General features: G+C 73.1%; 15 protein-coding genes. 4 read left to right on the top strand and 11 right to left on the bottom strand.

The window, feature by feature from the left end; translation table 11 throughout:
* Window positions 1-4: 4 nt before the first annotated feature.
* The 7 genes from ACYQ78_RS06550 to ACYQ78_RS06520 all read right to left on the bottom strand — a co-directional run bounded on the left by ACYQ78_RS06550 (window position 5) and on the right by ACYQ78_RS06520 (window position 7,827).
* Window positions 5-2,917 carry a tetratricopeptide repeat protein gene (locus tag ACYQ78_RS06550; protein WP_459799803.1) on the bottom strand — a complete coding sequence of 971 codons (2,913 nt, stop codon included), beginning with the start codon at window positions 2,915-2,917 and terminating at the stop codon, window positions 5-7.
* Between the two features lie 96 nt (window positions 2,918-3,013).
* On the bottom strand, window positions 3,014-3,337 hold the full coding sequence (locus ACYQ78_RS06545) for a hypothetical protein (RefSeq protein ID WP_459799802.1): 324 nt from the start codon (window positions 3,335-3,337) through the stop codon (window positions 3,014-3,016).
* A 10-nt stretch (window positions 3,338-3,347) separates the two neighbouring features.
* Window positions 3,348-4,541, bottom strand: a complete 1,194-nt coding sequence (locus tag ACYQ78_RS06540) for an ABC transporter substrate-binding protein (RefSeq protein WP_459799801.1) — start codon at window positions 4,539-4,541, stop codon at window positions 3,348-3,350.
* Window positions 4,538-5,512, bottom strand: a complete 975-nt coding sequence (locus tag ACYQ78_RS06535; RefSeq protein ID WP_459799800.1) for a branched-chain amino acid ABC transporter permease — start codon at window positions 5,510-5,512, stop codon at window positions 4,538-4,540. Before ACYQ78_RS06535 ends, ACYQ78_RS06540 begins: the two co-directional genes overlap by 4 nt.
* Window positions 5,509-6,321, bottom strand: coding sequence for a branched-chain amino acid ABC transporter permease (locus tag ACYQ78_RS06530; RefSeq protein ID WP_459799799.1), 813 nt, complete (start codon window positions 6,319-6,321; stop codon window positions 5,509-5,511). The genes ACYQ78_RS06535 and ACYQ78_RS06530 overlap by 4 nt, the downstream gene beginning before the upstream one ends.
* Entirely contained in the window at window positions 6,318-6,956 is a 639-nt protein-coding gene (locus ACYQ78_RS06525; protein WP_459799798.1) for an ABC transporter ATP-binding protein, read from the bottom strand. The genes ACYQ78_RS06530 and ACYQ78_RS06525 overlap by 4 nt, the downstream gene beginning before the upstream one ends.
* 127 nt (window positions 6,957-7,083) lie before the next feature.
* A complete protein-coding gene (locus tag ACYQ78_RS06520) occupies window positions 7,084-7,827 on the bottom strand; it encodes an ABC transporter ATP-binding protein (RefSeq protein ID WP_459799797.1) in 744 nt (247 codons plus the stop codon).
* Window positions 7,828-8,032: 205 nt separating this feature from the next.
* Here ACYQ78_RS06520 and ACYQ78_RS06515 point away from each other — a divergent pair, with 205 nt between their 5' ends.
* On the top strand, window positions 8,033-10,774 hold the full coding sequence (locus tag ACYQ78_RS06515; RefSeq protein WP_459799796.1) for a helix-turn-helix transcriptional regulator: 2,742 nt from the start codon (window positions 8,033-8,035) through the stop codon (window positions 10,772-10,774).
* Between the two features lie 73 nt (window positions 10,775-10,847).
* On the opposite strand, the gene ACYQ78_RS06510 is transcribed toward ACYQ78_RS06515, so the two are convergent.
* The 3 genes from ACYQ78_RS06510 to ACYQ78_RS06500 form a co-directional block, all read right to left on the bottom strand.
* The gene (locus ACYQ78_RS06510) at window positions 10,848-11,999 is read right to left on the bottom strand and encodes an acyl-CoA synthetase family protein (protein ID WP_459799795.1); all 1,152 of its coding nucleotides are present in this window, start codon (window positions 11,997-11,999) and stop codon (window positions 10,848-10,850) included.
* 114 nt (window positions 12,000-12,113) lie between these two features.
* Complete coding sequence (locus ACYQ78_RS06505) at window positions 12,114-12,860, bottom strand: IclR family transcriptional regulator (protein ID WP_459799794.1); 747 nt, start codon at window positions 12,858-12,860, stop codon at window positions 12,114-12,116.
* Between the two features lie 104 nt (window positions 12,861-12,964).
* On the bottom strand, window positions 12,965-13,564 hold the full coding sequence (locus tag ACYQ78_RS06500) for a ScbR family autoregulator-binding transcription factor (RefSeq protein ID WP_459799793.1): 600 nt from the start codon (window positions 13,562-13,564) through the stop codon (window positions 12,965-12,967).
* A 266-nt stretch (window positions 13,565-13,830) separates the two neighbouring features.
* Between ACYQ78_RS06500 and ACYQ78_RS06495 the strand changes: the two genes are divergently transcribed.
* From ACYQ78_RS06495 to ACYQ78_RS06485, 3 genes are all read left to right on the top strand, one after another.
* Window positions 13,831-15,207, top strand: coding sequence for a family 2B encapsulin nanocompartment shell protein (locus ACYQ78_RS06495; protein ID WP_459799792.1), 1,377 nt, complete (start codon window positions 13,831-13,833; stop codon window positions 15,205-15,207).
* A gap of 77 nt (window positions 15,208-15,284) precedes the next feature.
* Window positions 15,285-16,652, top strand: coding sequence for a family 2B encapsulin nanocompartment shell protein (locus ACYQ78_RS06490; protein ID WP_459799791.1), 1,368 nt, complete (start codon window positions 15,285-15,287; stop codon window positions 16,650-16,652).
* Complete coding sequence (locus ACYQ78_RS06485; protein ID WP_459799790.1) at window positions 16,649-17,683, top strand: family 2 encapsulin nanocompartment cargo protein polyprenyl transferase; 1,035 nt, start codon at window positions 16,649-16,651, stop codon at window positions 17,681-17,683. The genes ACYQ78_RS06490 and ACYQ78_RS06485 overlap by 4 nt, the downstream gene beginning before the upstream one ends.
* A gap of 31 nt (window positions 17,684-17,714) precedes the next feature.
* Here the strand turns inward: ACYQ78_RS06485 and ACYQ78_RS06480 are convergent, their stop codons facing one another.
* The gene (locus ACYQ78_RS06480; protein ID WP_459799789.1) at window positions 17,715-18,437 is read right to left on the bottom strand and encodes a sulfite exporter TauE/SafE family protein; all 723 of its coding nucleotides are present in this window, start codon (window positions 18,435-18,437) and stop codon (window positions 17,715-17,717) included.
* Window positions 18,438-18,441 lie beyond the last annotated feature (4 nt).

The raw sequence follows: 18,441 nt of genomic DNA, 5'->3' as shown, positions 1-18,441 counted from the left end.
TGGGTCATTCGTCGAGCCATCCCGCCCGGTCGACCACGTAGTCGTGGACGGAGACCGGCAACGACGCCCCCGTGATCGTCCGCCACAGGTCGTCGAGCCGGTCGACCCCGATCTCCACCGGATCCTGCCCGGGGAGCCCCACACAGCGCATGACCCAGTCGACGGCGCGGTCGAGCGCGTTCTGCTCCTCGGCCAACCTGACCAGCTGGCGGTAGGTCGCCGCCATGACGCGCCGGTCGCCCAGGGCGCCGTTGACCTCGATCGAGGTGCGGTACCAGGTCTCGGCGTCGGTCAGCCGGCCCTGCTCGTGGGCGACCCGGCCCAGGCCGTGGCGGCTGCTCGCCATCACCGGCCGGTAGTCGAGCGCCTCGCTGCCGGTCAGCGCGGTGCGGTACCACGTCTCGGCGTCGTCCCACTTTTTCCGCTCCTCGGCGACGCGGCCGAGCTGGTGCTGGACGGCGACCAGCGACTCGGTCACGGGGCGTTGCGGAAGCGCGCGGAGCAGGTCTTCGTAGGCGCTTCCGGCCTCGGCGAAGCGGCCTGCGGTCAGGTGGCGTTCGGCGTCGCCGGCGACCAGGGAGAACCACAGTTCACCGGCGGCGCCGTCGAGGGACGGGGCGATGCCGCCCGCGAACTCCAGTGTGCGGCGGGCCCGCGCGGTCCATTCGCGGCCCTCTTCGTCGAGGTCGCGGGACCAGCGTTCGGTGAGGACAGTCGCGATCTGCTGGGCGCTGCGCCACTGGCGGGTCTCCAGCGCGGCGCCGAACATGCCGGCGAGGCTGTCGTACTGGACGTGCAGGACGCGGGAGGCGATCTCGGCGTCGCCGTGGGTGAGCTGGTGGTGCAGCCGGAGGGCGAACCCGGCCGTGGCCTCCAGGAGGGCGAAGCGGGTCGCGGCGTACTGCTGGTTGAAGTCGCGGGGGCTCAGGGCCCGCCACTCGTCGGTCAGGTGGGTGCGCAGGGCGGGGTGGACGTCGTACATGCCCATGGCCATGGCCAGCGCCGAGCCGGTGCTGAGGCCCTGGCCGGTGTCGGTGTCGACGTGGACGCGGGTGAGCAGGCCCGTCGAGGCGGCGCGGTCGAGGACCGCGCGCCAGGCGCCGGGGCCGAGCCCGAGGAAGGCGTCGGGGGCCGACCAGAAGTGGGACATCATGCCGAGGACGTCGGCGATCACCACGCCGGGGAACAGCGACGCGGCGCCCAGGCGGCGGCGGTCGTCGGCCGACAGGTGGAGCAGGGCGTGGCGGGCCCCGGCCTCCAGCGGGTTCTTCCCGTCGTCGCGGAGGGCGGCCAGCAGGTCTTCGAGCTCGGTGGTCTCCAGGCGCGGCAGGATCAGCCGCATGCCGAGCGGGTGGCCCGCCAGGGCCGTCATCAGGTCGGAGAACAGCCACCGCTGCCGCCGGGACAGGGCCGCCGGGCGTGACCCGAGCACGTGGTCGGCGTAGCGGTTCGCCGCCTCGGGGGTCAGGCCGCCGACCTCGATCCGGGGCAGGTCACCGGCCACCTCGGCGCTCCGGGCGGTGAGCACGACCGCACTGCGCCCGGATGTGGCCACCTCGGTGGCGAAACCGGCCAGATCGGGGCTCGTGACGTCGTCCAGGATCAGGAGCAGCCGCCGTTCGGCGAGGAGGGCGCGCACCATCTCGCGGCGCCGGGTGCGGTCGGCGCGGGTGAACTCGGCGCCGAGGAGGCGCGAGCCGACGGCGGCGACGGCGTCGTCGGGGCCCGATCCAGGCCGCACGGTGTGCCAGACCACGCCGTCGGCGTCGGTGCCGCCGGTCGCCCGCCACCACTGGGCGAACGCCCTGGCCAGCTCGGTCTTCCCGATGCCGGGCGGCCCGTGCAGCAGCACACCCCGCCGGTCGTGGACGACCTCCTCCAGGTCGTAGAAGAGGTCGTCGCGCCCCACGAACGTGTCCTTCGCACGGCGGGGCGCGCCCGGAGCGCCGGCCAGGCCGGGGAAGCGCATGTCACGCCGCAGGTGGTGGACAGGGAGCGCCCAGTCGCCCAGCGGCAGCGGGCCGCGGGGGCTCGTCCGGTCGGGGTGTTCGGCCAGCAGGGCGCGGGCGGCGGTGACGGCGGCGGTGACGGTGTCGCCGGAGAGGAGACGCGTGTAGAGGCGGGTCAGGAAGTCGGCCGCCGCGATGGCGTCGATGCGGTGGGACAGCGCGACCACCGACGTCGCGGCGCCGGCCAGGGTGGCGGCGGCCTCGGGCGGGCAGGCGTTGACGATCACCACCGGCACGTCCTTCAGCGCCCCGGCGACGTCGTCGGCCGGTTCGGCCAGGCCGCCGCCGTCGAAGTGGACGACCTGGAACGGCTCGCCCTCGTCGAGGACCTCGCGGAGCCGCGCCACGGTGGGCGGCCGCAGCACGACGAGGTCGACGGCCTCGCCCAGCCGGTCGAGGAGTGGCCGGGAGATCATCGGATGGTCTCCCCTGACGGGCACGGTGAGCACCCGCAGCCGGTCGCCGACGTGTGACAGCGGCTCCGCCGGGTCGGTGCCGGGCCTGCCGCGGACCACCGCGACGCCGTCGAGGGCGAGGAACCGCGCACGGGCGGGATCGCGGAGCAGCTCCCACGGCAGGGCTAGGTGGTCCGGCGACACCGCGCGGATCACCAGCTCGACGGGCTCCTCCCCGGCGCGCGCCGCCTCGTAGACGGCCCTGCGGTCGCCGGAGCCGAAGACGGCCTCGAAGAGCGCCTCGCCCCAGGTGGCCAGGCGGGCGGCCTCGGTGAGGCCCCGGCTGGAGTCGACGCCGTAGGGGGCGCGCAGGTAGTCCTCCAGATACCACCGGAGGTCGGGCGGGTCGGGCGGGCAGGCGAACCCCGCGGGTTCACCGGTCTCCTTCTCCGCCGGCCACACCCGAAGAGTCGTCCGCCCGACCTCGTCGATGTCGAGCAGCAATCGATCCACCACCGCGTCGTCTCCCCCGAATTCCCGCTGATCATCCCATGATCATCAGGTGTCAGGGCGGCAGGTTGAGAGTCATGGAACAGTCGGCAAACGATGTCAGTTCGCGAACTTCCGGGCCATGTCACGTGCCCAGCGGGCGGCCGCGTCGGCGTCGGCGGCGCTGACGACGGAGCCCGTCATCCGGCTGAGGCGGTGCACCTGGTCGGCGTAGCCGAGGTGCTCCTTGGCCGCGTGTTCCCGGCAGGGCAGACAGGTCACGCTCTCGGGGCGGATCGACGTCATCGCGGCGGGGACCCGGGTTCCGCACCCGGTCTCCACGACGGTCGGCTCGTCGGGCACCAGACCGGTCGACGACACCAGCAGGTTGCGGTAGGCCGCGCCCGCCTGGAGGATCTTCCGGTCAACATGAATGTGACTCATCAGTACCGTATTAAACCGCTTCCCACCGCGAGTCGCCGAACCGGAACACCCGCAGCTCCTCCACGGGATGAGGATCACCGGGCCCGGTGGAGAGGGTGATGCCGGGGAGCAGGGTGCCGATCCTCACCTCGCGCAGGTTCCTGGCCGCCGCCATCAGGCCCTCCCGCGACGGGCAGTCCATGCGCTCCATCGTCGCCGCGAACGCCTGCGCGGACGTCCAGCCGAACATGACCTGGGAGCTCGACGGGTCGGCGTCGGGGGCGTGCCGGGCCACGGCGTCGAGGTAGGTCCGCACGTCGGGGTCGTCCGGCCAGGCGGCCGGGTCCTTGTAGAAGTTCGTGGTCAGCACGCCGCGCAGGACCTCGGGGCCGACGGCGGCGATCAGGGAGGGCGTGTTGGCGACGCCGTTGAGCAGGTGGAGCGGGTTCCAGCCGGTCATCGCGGCGTCGGCGGCCAGCGCCTGCGCGGCGAACTTGGGCGTGCCGACGTTGAGGAAGACGCCCGCCTCCGACTCGGCCAGGCTCGCCATCTGGGCCTGGACGTCGGCGTCCATGACCTCGTAGCTCCGGCGCGCGACCACCCGGACGCCCGTTCCGGCGACGGCCCGTTCGAAGGCGGTCAGGAGTTCACGGCCGAAGTCGTCGTTCTGGTAGAGCACGGCCACGGTGGCGTGCGGCCGTTCGTCCAGCAGGTAGTGGGCGAGGACGCGGGCCTCGGCGGCGTAGGTGGGCTGGAAGCCGATCGTCCACGGATAGGCGGGGTCGGCCCATTCGGAGGCGCCGGAGGCGACGAAGAGCTGCGGCACGCCGCGCTGGTCGGCGTAGGAGCGCACGGCGGCGGTGGACGGGGTGCCGAGCGTCTGGAACAGCGCGAAGACCCGGTCGGAGTCGACGAGCCGCCGGGCCTCCTCGACGGCGCGGGCGGGCTGGTAGCCGTCGTCGCGCACCAGGAACTCGACCTGCCGCCCGGCCACGCCGCCGTGCTCGTTCGCGTGGGCGAAATAGGCCGACACGCCCTGGGCGACCGCCGCGTAGGCCGACGCGGGCCCCGACAGCGGGTAGATCCCGCCCACGACCACCTTCTCGGGGTAGAGGCCGTCGGCGCGCTGACCGGCGCACTCGGCGGGGCTGTTCACCACCACCTCGGCCGAGGTCAGGCGGCACGCCGACACCAGGAGCAGGGCCACGAGCGCGAGCCGTCTCACGGCACGTCCTTCCGGAAGAAGGCCGGCGCCCGGCGCACGAGGCCGGTCACCCCGTTGGGCGCGACGGCGAGCACGAGGATGAGCGCCAGCCCGGGGACCAGCCCCGGCGCGGGCAGGAAGGTCACCACGACGGCGCCGATCACCGCGCCCGGCACGGTGCCGAGTCCGCCGATGACGATCCCGGCCAGCAGCGCGATCGACAGGGTGACGGTGAACGACTCGGGGGCCACGAACCCGGTCGTCCAGGTGAACAGGCAGCCCGCCAGGCCCGCGTACATGGCCGACCAGGCGAACGCCCGCGCCCGCGTCACGTCGGGCCGGATGCCGAGCGTCTCGGCGGCGCCGGGATCGGCCCGCAGCGCCGCCAGCGACCGTCCGGCCCCCGACCGGACCACCGACCGCATCACCGCGAACGCCACCGCCGCGACGGCGAGGACGAGCAGGTAGACCCACTGATCGTCGGCCAGCCCGGTGAAGGAGGGCGCGCCCGGGGTTCGCACCGGCAGCCCCATCGCGCCGCCGGGGGCGAACCTCCTGATCAGCGGCGGTACGGCCACCGCCACCGCGAACGTCACGACCGCCAGGTAGACCCCGCTCAGCCGGACCGCCGGGCGGCCGAAGGCGTGCCCGAGCGCGTAGGCGACCAGCCCGGCCACCGGCAGCGTCACCGGATGGGGCACGCCGAGCCAGAGTAGGACCGCCGCCGCGTAGGCCCCGATCCCGAAGAACGCCCCGTGGCCGAGCGAGATCTGCCCGCCGTGCCCGGTGACGAGGTCGAGCCCGAGCAGCGCCACGACGTAGACCAGCACGAGCGTGACCTGGTGGAGCGGGTAGGGCGGCACCACGAACGGCACCGCCACCGCCGCGAACGCGGCCACGCCCAGCGAGGTGCGCGGGTAGGGCCAGGCCCGGCGGCGGTCTCCGGCGTACTGCCCGACGGCCGGGCGGCGGTGCCCGGTGACGGCGCTCACGCGCGCACCCGCGCCAGGCCGCGCACCCTGATCGCCGGGAGCACCAGCATGATCGCGAGCGGCACCACGACCCGCAGGTCCGCCCACAGGTAGGTGCCGGTCAGCGTCTCGGCCACCCCGATGAGCAGGCCGCCGGTGACCGCCCCCACGGGGTGCGTGAAACCGCCGATCGCGGCGGCGGCCAGCGCCGAGACGAGGACGCCGCCCATCATCCCCGGCTCCAGGAAGACGACGGGCGCGACCAGCACGCCCGACACCGCACCGGCCCCGGCGGCCAGCCCCCAGCCGAGGGCGTGCACCCGCCCGACGCGGATCCCCGACAGCCGCGCGGCCCTCGGGTCGGCGGCGACCGCCCGGAGGGTCAGCCCGGCGCCGCTGTGGCGGATGACGACGTACAGCAGCGCGAGCACCCCGGCCACCACGCCCAGCGGGCCGACCACCCCGAGAGGACCGCCGGGGAAGGGGTTGGGGAAGGTGCGCAGCGCCGAGGTCCAGATCTGCGCGGCCAGGGCGTGGACGAAGACGTACAGGCCGATGGTCATGATGAGCGCCGCGTCTCCGGCCCGCCGCATCACGAGCCGCTGCGCGAGCGCACCCGCGGCGAACGCGGCCGCGACGGTCAGCGGGAGCGCCACCCAGTAGGACAGCCCGGCGTCGACGAACTGCCACGCCACGTAGGCCGACACCATGGCGAGCTCGCCCTGCGCGAAGTTGACGACCCCGGTGAACCGGTAGACCAGCACGAGCGCGAGCGCCAGCGCGGCGTAGACGGCGCCGGTCCCCAGACCGTGGACGACCTGGCCGATCACGCGACCAGCCGCCCGGCGTCGAGGGTCCGCACCCGGTGGGCGACCTGCGCGGCGGCGCGGGCGTTCTGCTCGGCGACGACGATCGTGCCGCCCTCACGCCCGGCGATGGCCGCGAGCGTCTGGAACAGCCGCGCCGTCAGCCCCGGTGACAGCCCCCGCGAGGGTTCGTCGAGCAGCAGCACCCGGGGCCGCCCCATGAGCGCGCGGCCGATGGCGAGCATCCCCTGCTCGCCGCCGCTGAGGGTCCCGGCGGGCTGCCGGAGGTGGGCCTGGAGCACCGGGAAGTAGGTGAAGACGCGCGCGAGGTCGTCATCGACGCCGCGTCGCGGCCACGGCCGCGCGAACGCCCCGACCCGCAGGTTCTCCTCCACGGTCAGCGGCCCGAACACGCCACGCTCCTCGGTCACGTGCCCGAGCCCCCGCCGCACGATCTCCTCGGGCGCCAGCCCCAGCACCGATACCCCGCCGACCTTCACCGCTCCCCGCGCCGCGACCAGCCCGGACAGCGCCCGGAGCAGAGTCGTCTTCCCGGCCCCGTTGGGCCCGAGAACCAGAACGATCTCCCGCTCCCCCGCCACGAGATCGACCCCGTGCAGCACCCGCGCGGCCCCATATCCGGCTCGCAAGGCCCTCACCTCAAGCCCGTTCACCGCATCACGGTCATTTCGCGGAGGATCAGCGGGCCGCCCACCCGCAGCTTCGCCATGGCCGAACCCGCGACGACGAACGAGAGGCCGAGTGGTACGCCGACATGCACTGCCATCACCGCGCCCCCAGGCAGGCCGCGATCACGGCGGGGTCCCGGCGTACGACGTAGGTGGGACCGTCGGCGATCTTGTGGCCGAGGTCCAGGCAGACGATGCGTTCGCACAGGCCCAGGACGAACTCCATGTGGTGTTCGACCACGATGACCGTCATCCCCGTCTCCCGGTGCAGGTGGCGGATGAGGCCCGCCAGCGAGAGCGCCTCCTCCGGGCTCAGCCCTCCGGCCGGCTCGTCGAGCAGGAGCAGCCTCGGCTGAGCGGCGATCGCGCGGGCGATCTCCACCCGTTTCAGCACGCCGAAGGGCAGCCCGGCCGCCGGGTGGTCGGCCACGTCGAGCAGGCCGAACCGGTCGAGGACGGCGTCGGCGTGGCTGCGCAGGCGCCGTTCCCCGTCCCACGCGAACGCGGCCCGCCAGAACCCGGCCGCGCCGAACCGGTGGGCGCCGGTCATCACGTTCTCCCGGACCGACAAGCGCGGGAAGACCGTCGGCTGCTGGAAGGTCCGGGCGATGCCGCACCCGGCCACCAGGTGGGGCGGGAGCCCGAGGATGTCCTGGCCGCCGACCCGGATGCTCCCGTCGTCCGGGTCGCGGCGGCGGGTCACGCAGTCGAACAGGGTGCTCTTGCCCGCGCCGTTGGGGCCGATCAGGCCGACCAGCTCGCCCGGCCCGGCCATGAGCCCGACGGCGTCGAGCGCGGTGACGCCGCCGAATCGCACGGTCAGGCGCCCGATCTCCAGCATGTACGCACCACCGCCTCGCTCACTGCATGCCGACGGAACGGTGCAGAGTCTTGGCAGCGGCGGCCCTGTCGCGCATCGGTGGAATCACCAGTCTTCGCCCGTCATGGAAAGTCTCACCGCAGGTGGAGACGGGTGTCAGAACAAGTCAACACATTCCTTTCATATCCCCCTTTCAGCCGCTTCACGTGGCCGTAACACTGGGGTGATGTCAGCCCTCCCCGCCTCACCCGCCTCCGGGCTCCCGCACCTGCGGGGCCGCGACGCCGAGCTGACCGCCCTGCGGGGGTTGCTCGCCGGGGCGAGGGCCGGGTCGGGGGGCGCCCTGCTGCTCACCGGCGCGGCCGGGACGGGCAAGTCGGCGCTGCTCGACCTCTGCGCCGCCGAGGCCGCCGACCTGCTGATCCTGCGGGCGCGTGGGGTGGCCTGCGAGAGCGACCTTCCGTACGCCGGGCTGCACGGCCTGCTGCGCCCGATCCAGGACCGGCTGGCCGCGCTGCCGAAGGCCCAGGGCGAGGCGCTGACCGAGGCGCTCGACCTGGGGGCGCCGACGGGGCGGCTGGTCGTCCCGGCCGCCGTGCTCACGCTGCTGTCGCTGGCGGCGGCCGACCGGCCGGTGGTCGCGGTCGTCGACGACCTGCACCACCTCGACGCGCCCAGCCGCGAGGCGCTGCTGTTCGCCGCCCGGCGCCTGGCCGGCGAACCGGTGGCGCTGCTGCTCGGCGCGCGGGCCGACGTCTGGGCCGGCGCGGTGCCCGTCAGGGCGCTCGAATGCCTCGACGAGAAGGCCGCCCACGAGCTCACCGACGACCTGGTCAGCGGCGGCGTCCCCGACGAGCTGCGGGCCGCGCTCGACCAGATCGCCCGGGGCAACCCGCTGGCCCTCACCGAACTCGCCCTCGCCCTCACGCCCGAGCAGCTCGCCGGGACGGCCGCCCCTCCGGCGACGCTGCCGCGCGAGGGGCGGTTGTGGCGGGCGTACACCGACCAGATCGAGGACCTGCCCGGCCCGACGCGGGACCTGCTCCTGCTGCTGGCCGCCGATCCCCGCGTCGACACCGCCGCGCTGGTGAAAGCGTTCGACGGCGACCCGTTCACGGCGCTGGAGGCGGCCGAGCGGGCGGGGGTCGTCGAGGTCACCGGCGAGCGGTTCCGGTTCCGCGACCCGGCGGCCGGTCCGGTCGTCTACCACAACGCGTCGCTGCTGGCCCGCCGCGCCGCCCACCGATCGCTCGCCGGGGCACTGGCCCACCACCGGCTCCGGCGAGCCTGGCACCGGGCCGCCGCCCTCGACGGCCCGCCCGAGGAACTGGCCGACGAGCTGGAGGCCGCCGCCACCGCGACCGGCGCGCCGTGCCCGTTCCCGGAGCTGTCGCTCGCCTACGAGCGTGCCGCCGAACTGAGCACCCGGAGCGACACGAAGGCGACCCGGCTGGCCGCCGCCGCGCAATATGCCCGGCTCGAAGGCCGCCCGCACCGCGCGCACGCCCTGCTCGACCGGCTGCGCAGCGGCACCATCTCGGCCGAGCTGCGCCAGCAGGCCGAGAGCATCAGGGCCAGGCTGGAGTTACGCGGCGGCGAGACCAGCTTCGCCCGCGACGAGCTCCTCGCGGTCGCCGCCTCCCTGCTCGAACGCGACCGCGCGATGGCGGTCAGGGCGCTGGTGCGCGCCGCGGAGGCCAGCTATCTCGCCGGAGACCACCAGCGCTTCGTCGTCATCGCCCGCGACGCGCTGACCCTGCGGCGCGACGACGACCCGCCCGCGATCCGGCTGATGTTCGAATATCTGACCGGCATGGCCGAGTCGTTCCGTGGCCGCCACGCCGAGGCGCAGGGCCCGCTGCGCCGGGTCGTCGAGCTGGCGCCGCTGGTGCACAGCCCTTCGGTGCTGGTCTGGGCGGCGGTGTCGAGCCTCATGCTGGGCGACGACGCGCAGGCGTTCCGCCTGTCCACCCGGGCGGTCGAGACGGCCCGCGCGCTGGGCGCGGTGGCGACCGTGCCGCAGGTGCTGGAGTTCGCGATCAACAGCGAGTACTGGCTCGGCCGGTTCGCCTCGGCCGCCGCCAACGCCTCGGAGGGCCTGCGCTTGGCGCAGGAGACCGGCCAGCGCGGCAGCGCCGGGCAGCACCTCGGCTGGCTGTCGCTGATGGCCGCCGTGCAGGGCGACGAGGAGACCGTCCAGACGCGGGCCCGCGCCGCGATCGAACTCGCCGGGGCCCACGGGGTGAGCGTCGCGGGCGCGCTGGGCAACTGGGCGCTGGCCCAGATCGACCTGGCGTCGGGCCGCCCGGCGGCGGCGGTGCAGCGGTTGCGGCCGACCGCGCGGGCCGACGTGCGCAACACCCATCTGGTCGTCCAGGTCACCGCGACCCCGCATTTCGTCGAGGCGGCGGCCCGCACCGGCGAGCGGAACCAGGCCACCCGCGCCCTGCGCGTCTTCGAACGCTGGGCCGACAGCACCGGCAGCCCCGACCGCCGCGCGCTCGCCGTACGCTGCCGCGCCCTCCTCGCCGCGCCCGGCGAGGCCGACGAGTTGTTCCGCACCGCGCTCGACCTGCACCATCAGGGCTTCTCCGAGTTCGAAACGGCCAGAACCGAGTTGTTGTACGGCTCCGCTCTGCGCAGGGACCGCCGTCCGGGCGCCGCGAGGGAGCACCTGTACAGCGCGCTCGACACGTTCGAGCGATACGGGGCGAGGCTGTGGGTCGACCAGGCGCGCAGTGAATTGCGCGCGGCCGGAGAAGCGGTACGGACGACCCGGCCGAAGGCGGCCGAAGAATTGACGGCCCAGCAGTTCCAGATCGCCAGAATGGTCGCCGACGGCGCCACCAATCGGGAGGTCGCGGCCCAGTTGTATTTGAGCCCGCGCACCGTGGAACACCACCTGCGGAACATCTTCGCGAAACTCGACATCCGGTCGCGGGTCGATCTGGTCCGCCTGCTGACGTGAACGGGACGGCCCGCGCGCGCGACCAGTCAGAGGAGTGGGTGGGATGCTCCCCCTGCGCGCACGGACCGTCCGGTCAGGCGCCCGGGTCCAGGACGACGGCGTCGAACAGGGTGCCGTAGTCGTGGTCGCGGGCGAGATGGAGGTAGCCGTCGGCGTCGAGGCGGCCGCGTTCGCCGGTGCGCAGGACGCCGCGTAAGTCGTCGCCCCTCGCCAGGTCGGCCGCCGAGCGGACCGAGCCCATGCCGACGGTGTCGCCCTCGTAGACGACCTCGCCGCCCACGATGGACAGCGCCCCGCCGGGCAGCGCAGGGCCGACCGAGCCGGGGCGCGCGTGGCCGGGCGGGGTGGCGGCGATGCCGTACAGGAGGGAGGCGAATCCCTCGGGCGGGGCGCCGCCGATCATGGTGAGGGTGCGCAGCGAACGGTGCCGGACCGGCGCCCAGCCGAGGCGGTGCAGCAGCGCGAAGACGCGCGGCGAGGCGGCGAACGACCCGCACGCCCAGCGTTCCGCGGCGTCCCAGAACTCCGCGTCGGCCACCGAGCCCTCGGCGGCGACGACGGCCGCCCCGGCCGCGAGGTTGGCGTTGAGCAGCGCGAGACCGGCGCCGGTGAACAGCGGCGGGCTGGTCAGCGTCGCGTCGCCGGAGCGGATGCGCAGCGCCCGCGCCACCGCCGCCCCCTCGGCCTGTACGGCCCGGCGGGACAGCCGCATCCCGCCGGGCCCGTCCAGGAGCACCACCGCCAGGTCCGGGTGGACCGGGGCGCCGGGGTCCGTGCGCACCCAGGCGCGCCCGTCGGCCCGATATCCGGGCGGTGGTGCCCCCGGCGCCCCGAGCAGGACGGCCGGCGCGAACCGGGCCACGAGTTCGCCCGCGCGGGAGCGGACGAGCCGTGGATCCACCGGCGCCACCGGACGCCCCGAGCGCAGCGCGGCCAGGTAGGTGATGATCACCTCGGCCGTCGAGGGCGCGGCCAGCATCAGCAGCCCCTCGGGCAGCCGGGCCAGCCGCAGCGTGGCCCGCTGGATGGCCCGCCGCAGCACGGGCCCGTAGTAGATCTCGTCGGTGCCCGCGTCGATCACCCGGGTGTCCCGCGGGTCGGGCGCGGGACCGTCCTGGCCGGGCCCGCCCGGCCGCGCGGATGCCCGGCCGCGCGGGGGGTTCGGGGCGAGCCCGGACAGGAGCCGGGGGTGCGGAATCGCGGCGCAGATCCGCTGCGGAGGCATGGGCGCTCCTCGGACTGAGGGGGTGCGTGCTCTGGGACCGTGAGCGTAGGACGGTCGATTCCCGCGATGCCACGACTGGTTCCAAATATTGGAACAAATGGCATCTATGCCGGTTCAGCCCGCGAGCCGGGCCGTTCTCAGCGTCACCGCGAGTTCGTGACCCGCGCGGCGGACCGCCGTCTCCGGCGGCCCGGTCTGGAGCAGCGTGATCGGTCCCGAGACGCCCACAGCCACCACGCCGAAGTTCGGCACCCCCAGCACCGGGACGGCGATCGCGCTCAGGCCCTGGACGTACTCCTCGACGCACCACGCCACCCCCTGCCGGCGGATCACCGCGAGCTGGCGTTCGAGCACGCCGGGGTCGGTGATGGTGCGGTCGGTGTGGCGGCGCAGCGGCATCCGGGGGTCGGCCGGGGCGCCCTGGTAGGCCAGCAGGACCTTCCCGGCCGCCGTGCAGTGGAGGGGCGCGAGCTCGGCCGTGCGCCACAGGGCCTTGGAGTGGGTGCGCGGGTAGAGGGTCATCACGTACTCGGCCTGGCGGTCGGTCAGGACCGCGATCGAGACGATCTGGCGGGTGGTCTCGTACAGCTCCAGCAGGTGGGGGGTGGCCATCCGGCGCAGCCACTGGAACTGCCTGACCCGCTCGGGCTGGGCGTAGGTCCGCAGCGTGGCGGCCACGCGGTAGTCGGCTCCGGTACGCCCGACGAGGTCGTCCGCCTCCAGGGCGGCGAGTAATCGGTGCACCGTCGACTTGGGCATCTGGACCTGGCGTGCCAGGCTGGTCAGACTGACCGGGTCTGGTGACGTCGCGAGAGTGCGCAGGACGACCATGGCTTTCGCCAGCGTGCCGATCCGTTCCATGACGGCCCCTTCAGCGGTTGACGTCCCCGAAAAAAACCGACCGGAATGTATTTTTATAGGGCCGACTCGGGGCGAACTGAAGGGGGGACAGGAGAACCTGTCCGTCAGGTGAGGGCGAGGGCCTCGGCCCGGCGCACGGTGGCCCGGGGCGAGGGTTCGGCCTGGATGCCGAACAGCACGACGCGCCACATCTCGCGCAGCCGCTCCTCGGTGTCGGCGCGGCCCATCGTGTCGCTGACCTGGAAGACGCCGAAGAACGAGCTCACCACGACGCGCGCGGCCTCCTCGGGCGAGACGCCCTCGGCGAGCTCACCGGCCCGGCCGGCCGCCTCCAGCACCTCGGTGAACGCGATCTCCCAGGCGCCGACGTTGCGGTCGAGGGCCAGCCGCGCCCCCGCGCGCATGACGGGCTCGTCGCGGAACGCCCTGGTGATCGCGAAGGTCAGCGCGACCACGATCACGACCGGGTCGGACTCCTCGTTGCAGAAGCGCCTGACGAGGGCGGGCCACCGTTCGAGCTGCCGCTCGACGATCGCCTCGGCCACCGACTCTTTGTTCGGGTAGTGGAAGTAGATCGCTCCCTTGGTCACCCCGGCCCGCTCGTGGATCTCGGTCAGGCTGGTCCCGGCGTACCCGTTGGCCGCGAAGATCTCGGCGGCCGCGCGGAGCAGCCGTTCACGGGTCGCCAGTGCACGCTGCTGCACGGCCCTCGCCTCCTACCGGGCCCCGACCCCACAGACGCGGCCCTTTCAGAGGTTAACACGGGAAGAATCTACCAAATCGGGTAACGGACCCACTACGGATAATCACCGACCATTTCCCTATTTTGTGGTCGAGTCATCCGAATGCAAACTCGTAATTGACACTTCAAAGATCGCCCCTGCATTATTGATCCGTTCGGCCAGCCCAATGAGGTTTCTCGCGCGGGCCCCCTGAATTGTTTTGCTTCGCCGCAGGAACAGGAGTCGAGTTGACCGTTGAGAACGAGCAATTGAGCCTGGGCACGGCGGCGGCCAGAAAACTGGCCACCACCACCAAGACCGTCCCCCAGATGCAGGGCATCAGCAGCCGCTGGCTGCTCAAGGTCCTCCCCTGGGTCCAGGTCTCGGGCGGCGCCTACCGCGTCAACCGCCGCCTGTCCTACGCCGTCGGCGACGGCCGCGTGACCTTCACCGTCCAGTCGGGCCAGGTCAGGGTCATCCCGGCCGAGCTCACCGAACTCCCCCTGCTCCGGGGTTTCGACGACCCCGACACCCTGACCGCGCTCTCCGAGCGCTTCACCCAGCGCGAGTTCTCGGCGGGCGACGTCCTCGTGGAGGCGGGGCAGCCGGCCGACCACGTGATCCTCGTGGCCCACGGCAAGCTGACCAAGATCGGCACCGGCCCCTACGGCGACCAGGTCGCCCTGGGCCTGCTGGCCGACGGCGACCACATCGGCGACCACACGCTGCTGGCCCCCGGCACCTGGGACTTCACGGTCAAGGCCACCACGGCCGGGACCGTGCTGACCCTCCCCCGCGGCGAGTTCGAGCGGCTCGTCGACCAGTCCGACGCGCTGCGCGCCCACGTCGAGTCCTACCAGGCCGGTTCCGGCCGCCCGCAGGACGAATACGGCGAGCACGCCATCGAGCTGTCCTCCGGCCACCACGGCGAGACCGCCCTGCCGGGCACCTTCGTCGACTACGAGACCTCACCCCGCGAATACGAACTCAGCGTCGCCCAGACGGTCCTCCGGGTGCACTCCCGGGTGGCCGACCTCTACAACGACCCGATGGACCAGATCGAGCAGCAGCTCCGCCTGACCATCGAGGCGCTGCGCGAACGCCAAGAGCACGAGATCGTCAACAACCGCGAGTTCGGCCTGCTCGCCAACGCCGACCTCAAGCAGCGCACCCACACCCGGTCGGGCCCCCCGACCCCCGACGACGTCGACGAACTGCTGTCGCTGGTGTGGCGGGAGCCGTCGTACATCCTGGCGCACCCCCTCGCCATCGCGGCCTTCGGGCGCGAGTGCAGCGCTCGGGGCGTCTACCCCACCAGCGTCGACGTCGGGGGCCACCACTTCCCGTCGTGGCGCGGGGTGCCGATCCTGCCCTGCAACAAGATCCCGGTGACCGAGACCCGCACCTCTTCGATGATGGTCGTGCGGCTCGGCGAGGAGAAGCAGGGGATCGTCGGCCTCCACCAGGTCGGCATCCCCGACGAATACCAGCCGTCCCTGTCCGTGCGATTCATGGGCATCGATGAGAAGGCCATCATCAAATATCTGGTGAGCGCCTACTATTCGGCCGCGATCCTCGTCCCCGACGCCCTCGGAATTCTGGAGAACGTCGAAGTCGGTCATTAACAAATGGTTCCCCCAGGGCGGCCCGTGCGTGAATTCCTCGGGCCGCCCTTTTTGTTTACCTTCAGCAAGGGAGTGGCGTGAACGATCAACTGAGCCTGGGCACGGCGGCGGCCAGAAAACTGGCCACCACCACCAAGACCGTCCCCCAGATGCAGGGCATCAGCAGCCGCTGGCTGCTCAAGGTCCTCCCCTGGGTCCAGGTCTCCGGCGGCGCCTACCGCGTCAACCGCCGCCTGTCCTACGCCGTCGGCGACGGCCGGGTCACCTTCACCGTCCAGTCGGGCCAGGTCAGGGTCATCCCGGCCGAGCTCACCGAACTCCCCCTCCTGCGCGGCTTCGACGACCCCGAGGCGCTCGACGCCCTCGCGGGCCGTTTCGTCCAGCGCGACTTCGCCGCCGGTGACGTCATCGCCGGAGAGGGCGCCCAGGCCGACGAGGTGATCCTGGTCGCCCACGGCAAGCTCACCAAGGTCGGCACCGGCGCCTACGGCGGCGAGACCGCGCTCGGCCTCCTCGGCGACGGCGACCACGTCGGCGACCACGCCCTGCTCGCCCCCGGCACGTGGGACTTCACCGTGAAGGCCACGACGGCGGGCACGGTGCTGACGCTCGACCGGCGCGCGTTCGAGGAGATGGCCGACCGCTTCGAGACGCTGCGGGCGCATGTGGAGGCGTACCGGAGCAGCCCGGAGAAACCACAGGACCGGCACGGACAGGCGGAGATCGCCCTCGCGGCCGGCCACCACGGCGAGGCCGCGCTTCCCGGCACCTTCGTCGACTACGAGACCTCGCCCCGCGAATACGAACTGAGCGTCGCCCAGACCGTGCTCCGGGTGCACTCCCGGGTGGCCGACCTCTACAACGACCCGATGGACCAGGTCGAGCAGCAGCTCCGGCTCACGATCGAGGCGCTGCGCGAACGCCAGGAACACGAGATCGTCAACAACCGCGAGTTCGGCCTGCTCGCCAACGCCGACCTGAAGCAGCGGCTCCAGTCGCGGTCGGGCCCGCCCACCCCCGACGACATGGACGACCTGCTCTGCCGCCGCCGCAAGACCCAGTATTTCGTGGCCCACCCCCAGGCCATCGCCGCCTTCGGTCGCGAGTGCACCAAGCGCGGCATCTACCCGACCAATGTGGAGGTCGAGGGCGCTCGCCTGACGGCCTGGCGCGGGGTGCCGATCCTGCCGTGCAACAAGCTGCCGATCAGCGAGTCCCGCACCACCTCGATCATGGCGATGCGCCTGGGCGAGGACAACCAGGGTGTGGTGGGCCTGCACCAGACCGGCATCCCCGACGAATACCAGCCCGGCCTGAACGTGCGGTTCATGGGCATCGACGACAAGGCGGTGATCAACTACCTGGTCAGCGCCTACTACTCGGCCGCGATCCTGATCCCCGACGCGCTCGGCGTCCTGGAGAACGTGGAGCTAGGACACCGATGACGACGACCGAGACGGGGGCTCGCGACGTCGCCGAACTACTGACCTGGAGCCGCGAACTGGCCCAGCCCGCGATCCGGGAGGCGGTCGACTCACTGCCCGCCTCGATGCGGCACATCTCCGGCTACCACATGGGCTGGTGGGACGAGCGGGGCCGTCCGATCACCAACGGTTCCGGCAAGTCGGTGCGGCCGGCGCTGGCCCTGCTGGCCGCCGAGGCGGCGGGCGGCACGGCCGAGGGGGCGCTTCCGGCCGCGGTGGCGGTCGAGCTCGTCCACGACTTCTCGCTCCTGCACGACGACGTGATGGACGGCGACGCGACCCGGCGTCACCGGCCGACGGCGTGGCGGGTGTTCGGGGTGAGCCAGGCGATCCTGGCCGGCGACGCCCTGGTGTCGCTGGCGTTCGCCCGGCTGGCCGAGAGCGGGCATCCGCTGGCCCACGAGGGCGCCCGGCTGCTCAACGCCACGGTCCTCGACCTGCTCGACGGCCAGAGCGCCGACGTCGGGTTCGAGGAGCGGGCCGACGTCACCCTGTCCGAGTGCATGCGGATGGCCGGGTCGAAGACCGGTGCGCTGATCTCGTGCGCCTGCGCGCTGGGTGCCCTCTACGGGGGCGCCGACGCGAGGGCGATCGAGCACCTGCGGGCCTTCGGCGCCGAGCTGGGGCTGGCGTTCCAGCTCGCCGACGACCTGCTCGGCATCTGGGGCGACCCGGCGGTGACCGGCAAGCCGGTGTTCTCCGATCTGGCCAACCGCAAGAAGTCGCTTCCGGTGGTGGCCGCGCTCACGTCCGCGACCGGGGAGGGCGTGGAACTGGCCGAGATCTACCGGTCGGAGGCCGTCCTGTCGGAGGCCGAGCTGGCCAGGGCTGCCGAGCTGGTGGAGCGGGCCGGTGGCCGCGACTGGTGCCGCGAGAGCGCCGACGGCCTGCTCGCGCGGGCCGCAGGTCACCTGGCCGAGGCGGACCTGGAACCCCGCGCGGCGGCCGAGCTGACGGCGATGTCGACGCTGATGGCCCGGCGGACGCTCTAGGAAATGATGGTGCGTGGCGGTCAGGTGGCGGTCAGGTGTAGGTGTCGAACGCGAGCTTGACCGCCACGACCAGCCCCGCCACGGCGGTCAGGATCCGCAGCGACTGGCCGGGCAGCCGCCGGGCGATGAAGGGCCCGATCCAGCCGCCGATGATCATCCCGATCGCGAGCGGCACGACGACGTCCCAGCGCACCGGTCCGAACAGGATGAAGCCGAGGGCCGCGACCCCGTTGGAGCCCATGGCGATGACGTTCTTGACCGCGTTCACGTGGGCCGGGCTCTGGTCGAGCGCCGCCGCCAGGATGGCGAACATGATCACGCCGCCCGCGGCTCCGAAATAGCCGGTGTAGATCGAGACGGCGTACACCCCGATCCAGAGATTGCGCCCGTACAGCGCCGCCGATTTCGGCGCCCGCAGCAGCACCAGCGACGCGCCCGCGACCAGCACGGGCGCGACCAGCTCGAACGCCCTCGGCGGCGTGAGCAGCAGCAGCGCGGCGCCGGTGGCCCCGCCGAGCGCCGTCGCCGTCAGCAGGCGCAGCACCAGCGGCGCCTGCCCCTTGAGCTCCGGCCGCGACGCCACCGCCGACCCGACCCCGGTGAACGTGAGCGAGACGGTGTTGGTGACGTTGGCCGCCAGCGGCGGCAGCCCGAAGGCGAGCAGGGCGGGATAGGAGACGATCGACGCGAGGGAGACGACCGTGCTCACGATCCCCGTCGCCACCCCCACCAGGGCAAGGACGAGGATTTCCACGCAC

Source organism: Herbidospora sp. RD11066, from assembly GCF_054661255.1.
The sequence above is the reverse complement of the archived record's forward strand: the minus strand, read 5'-3'. Positions and strand labels throughout refer to the sequence as shown.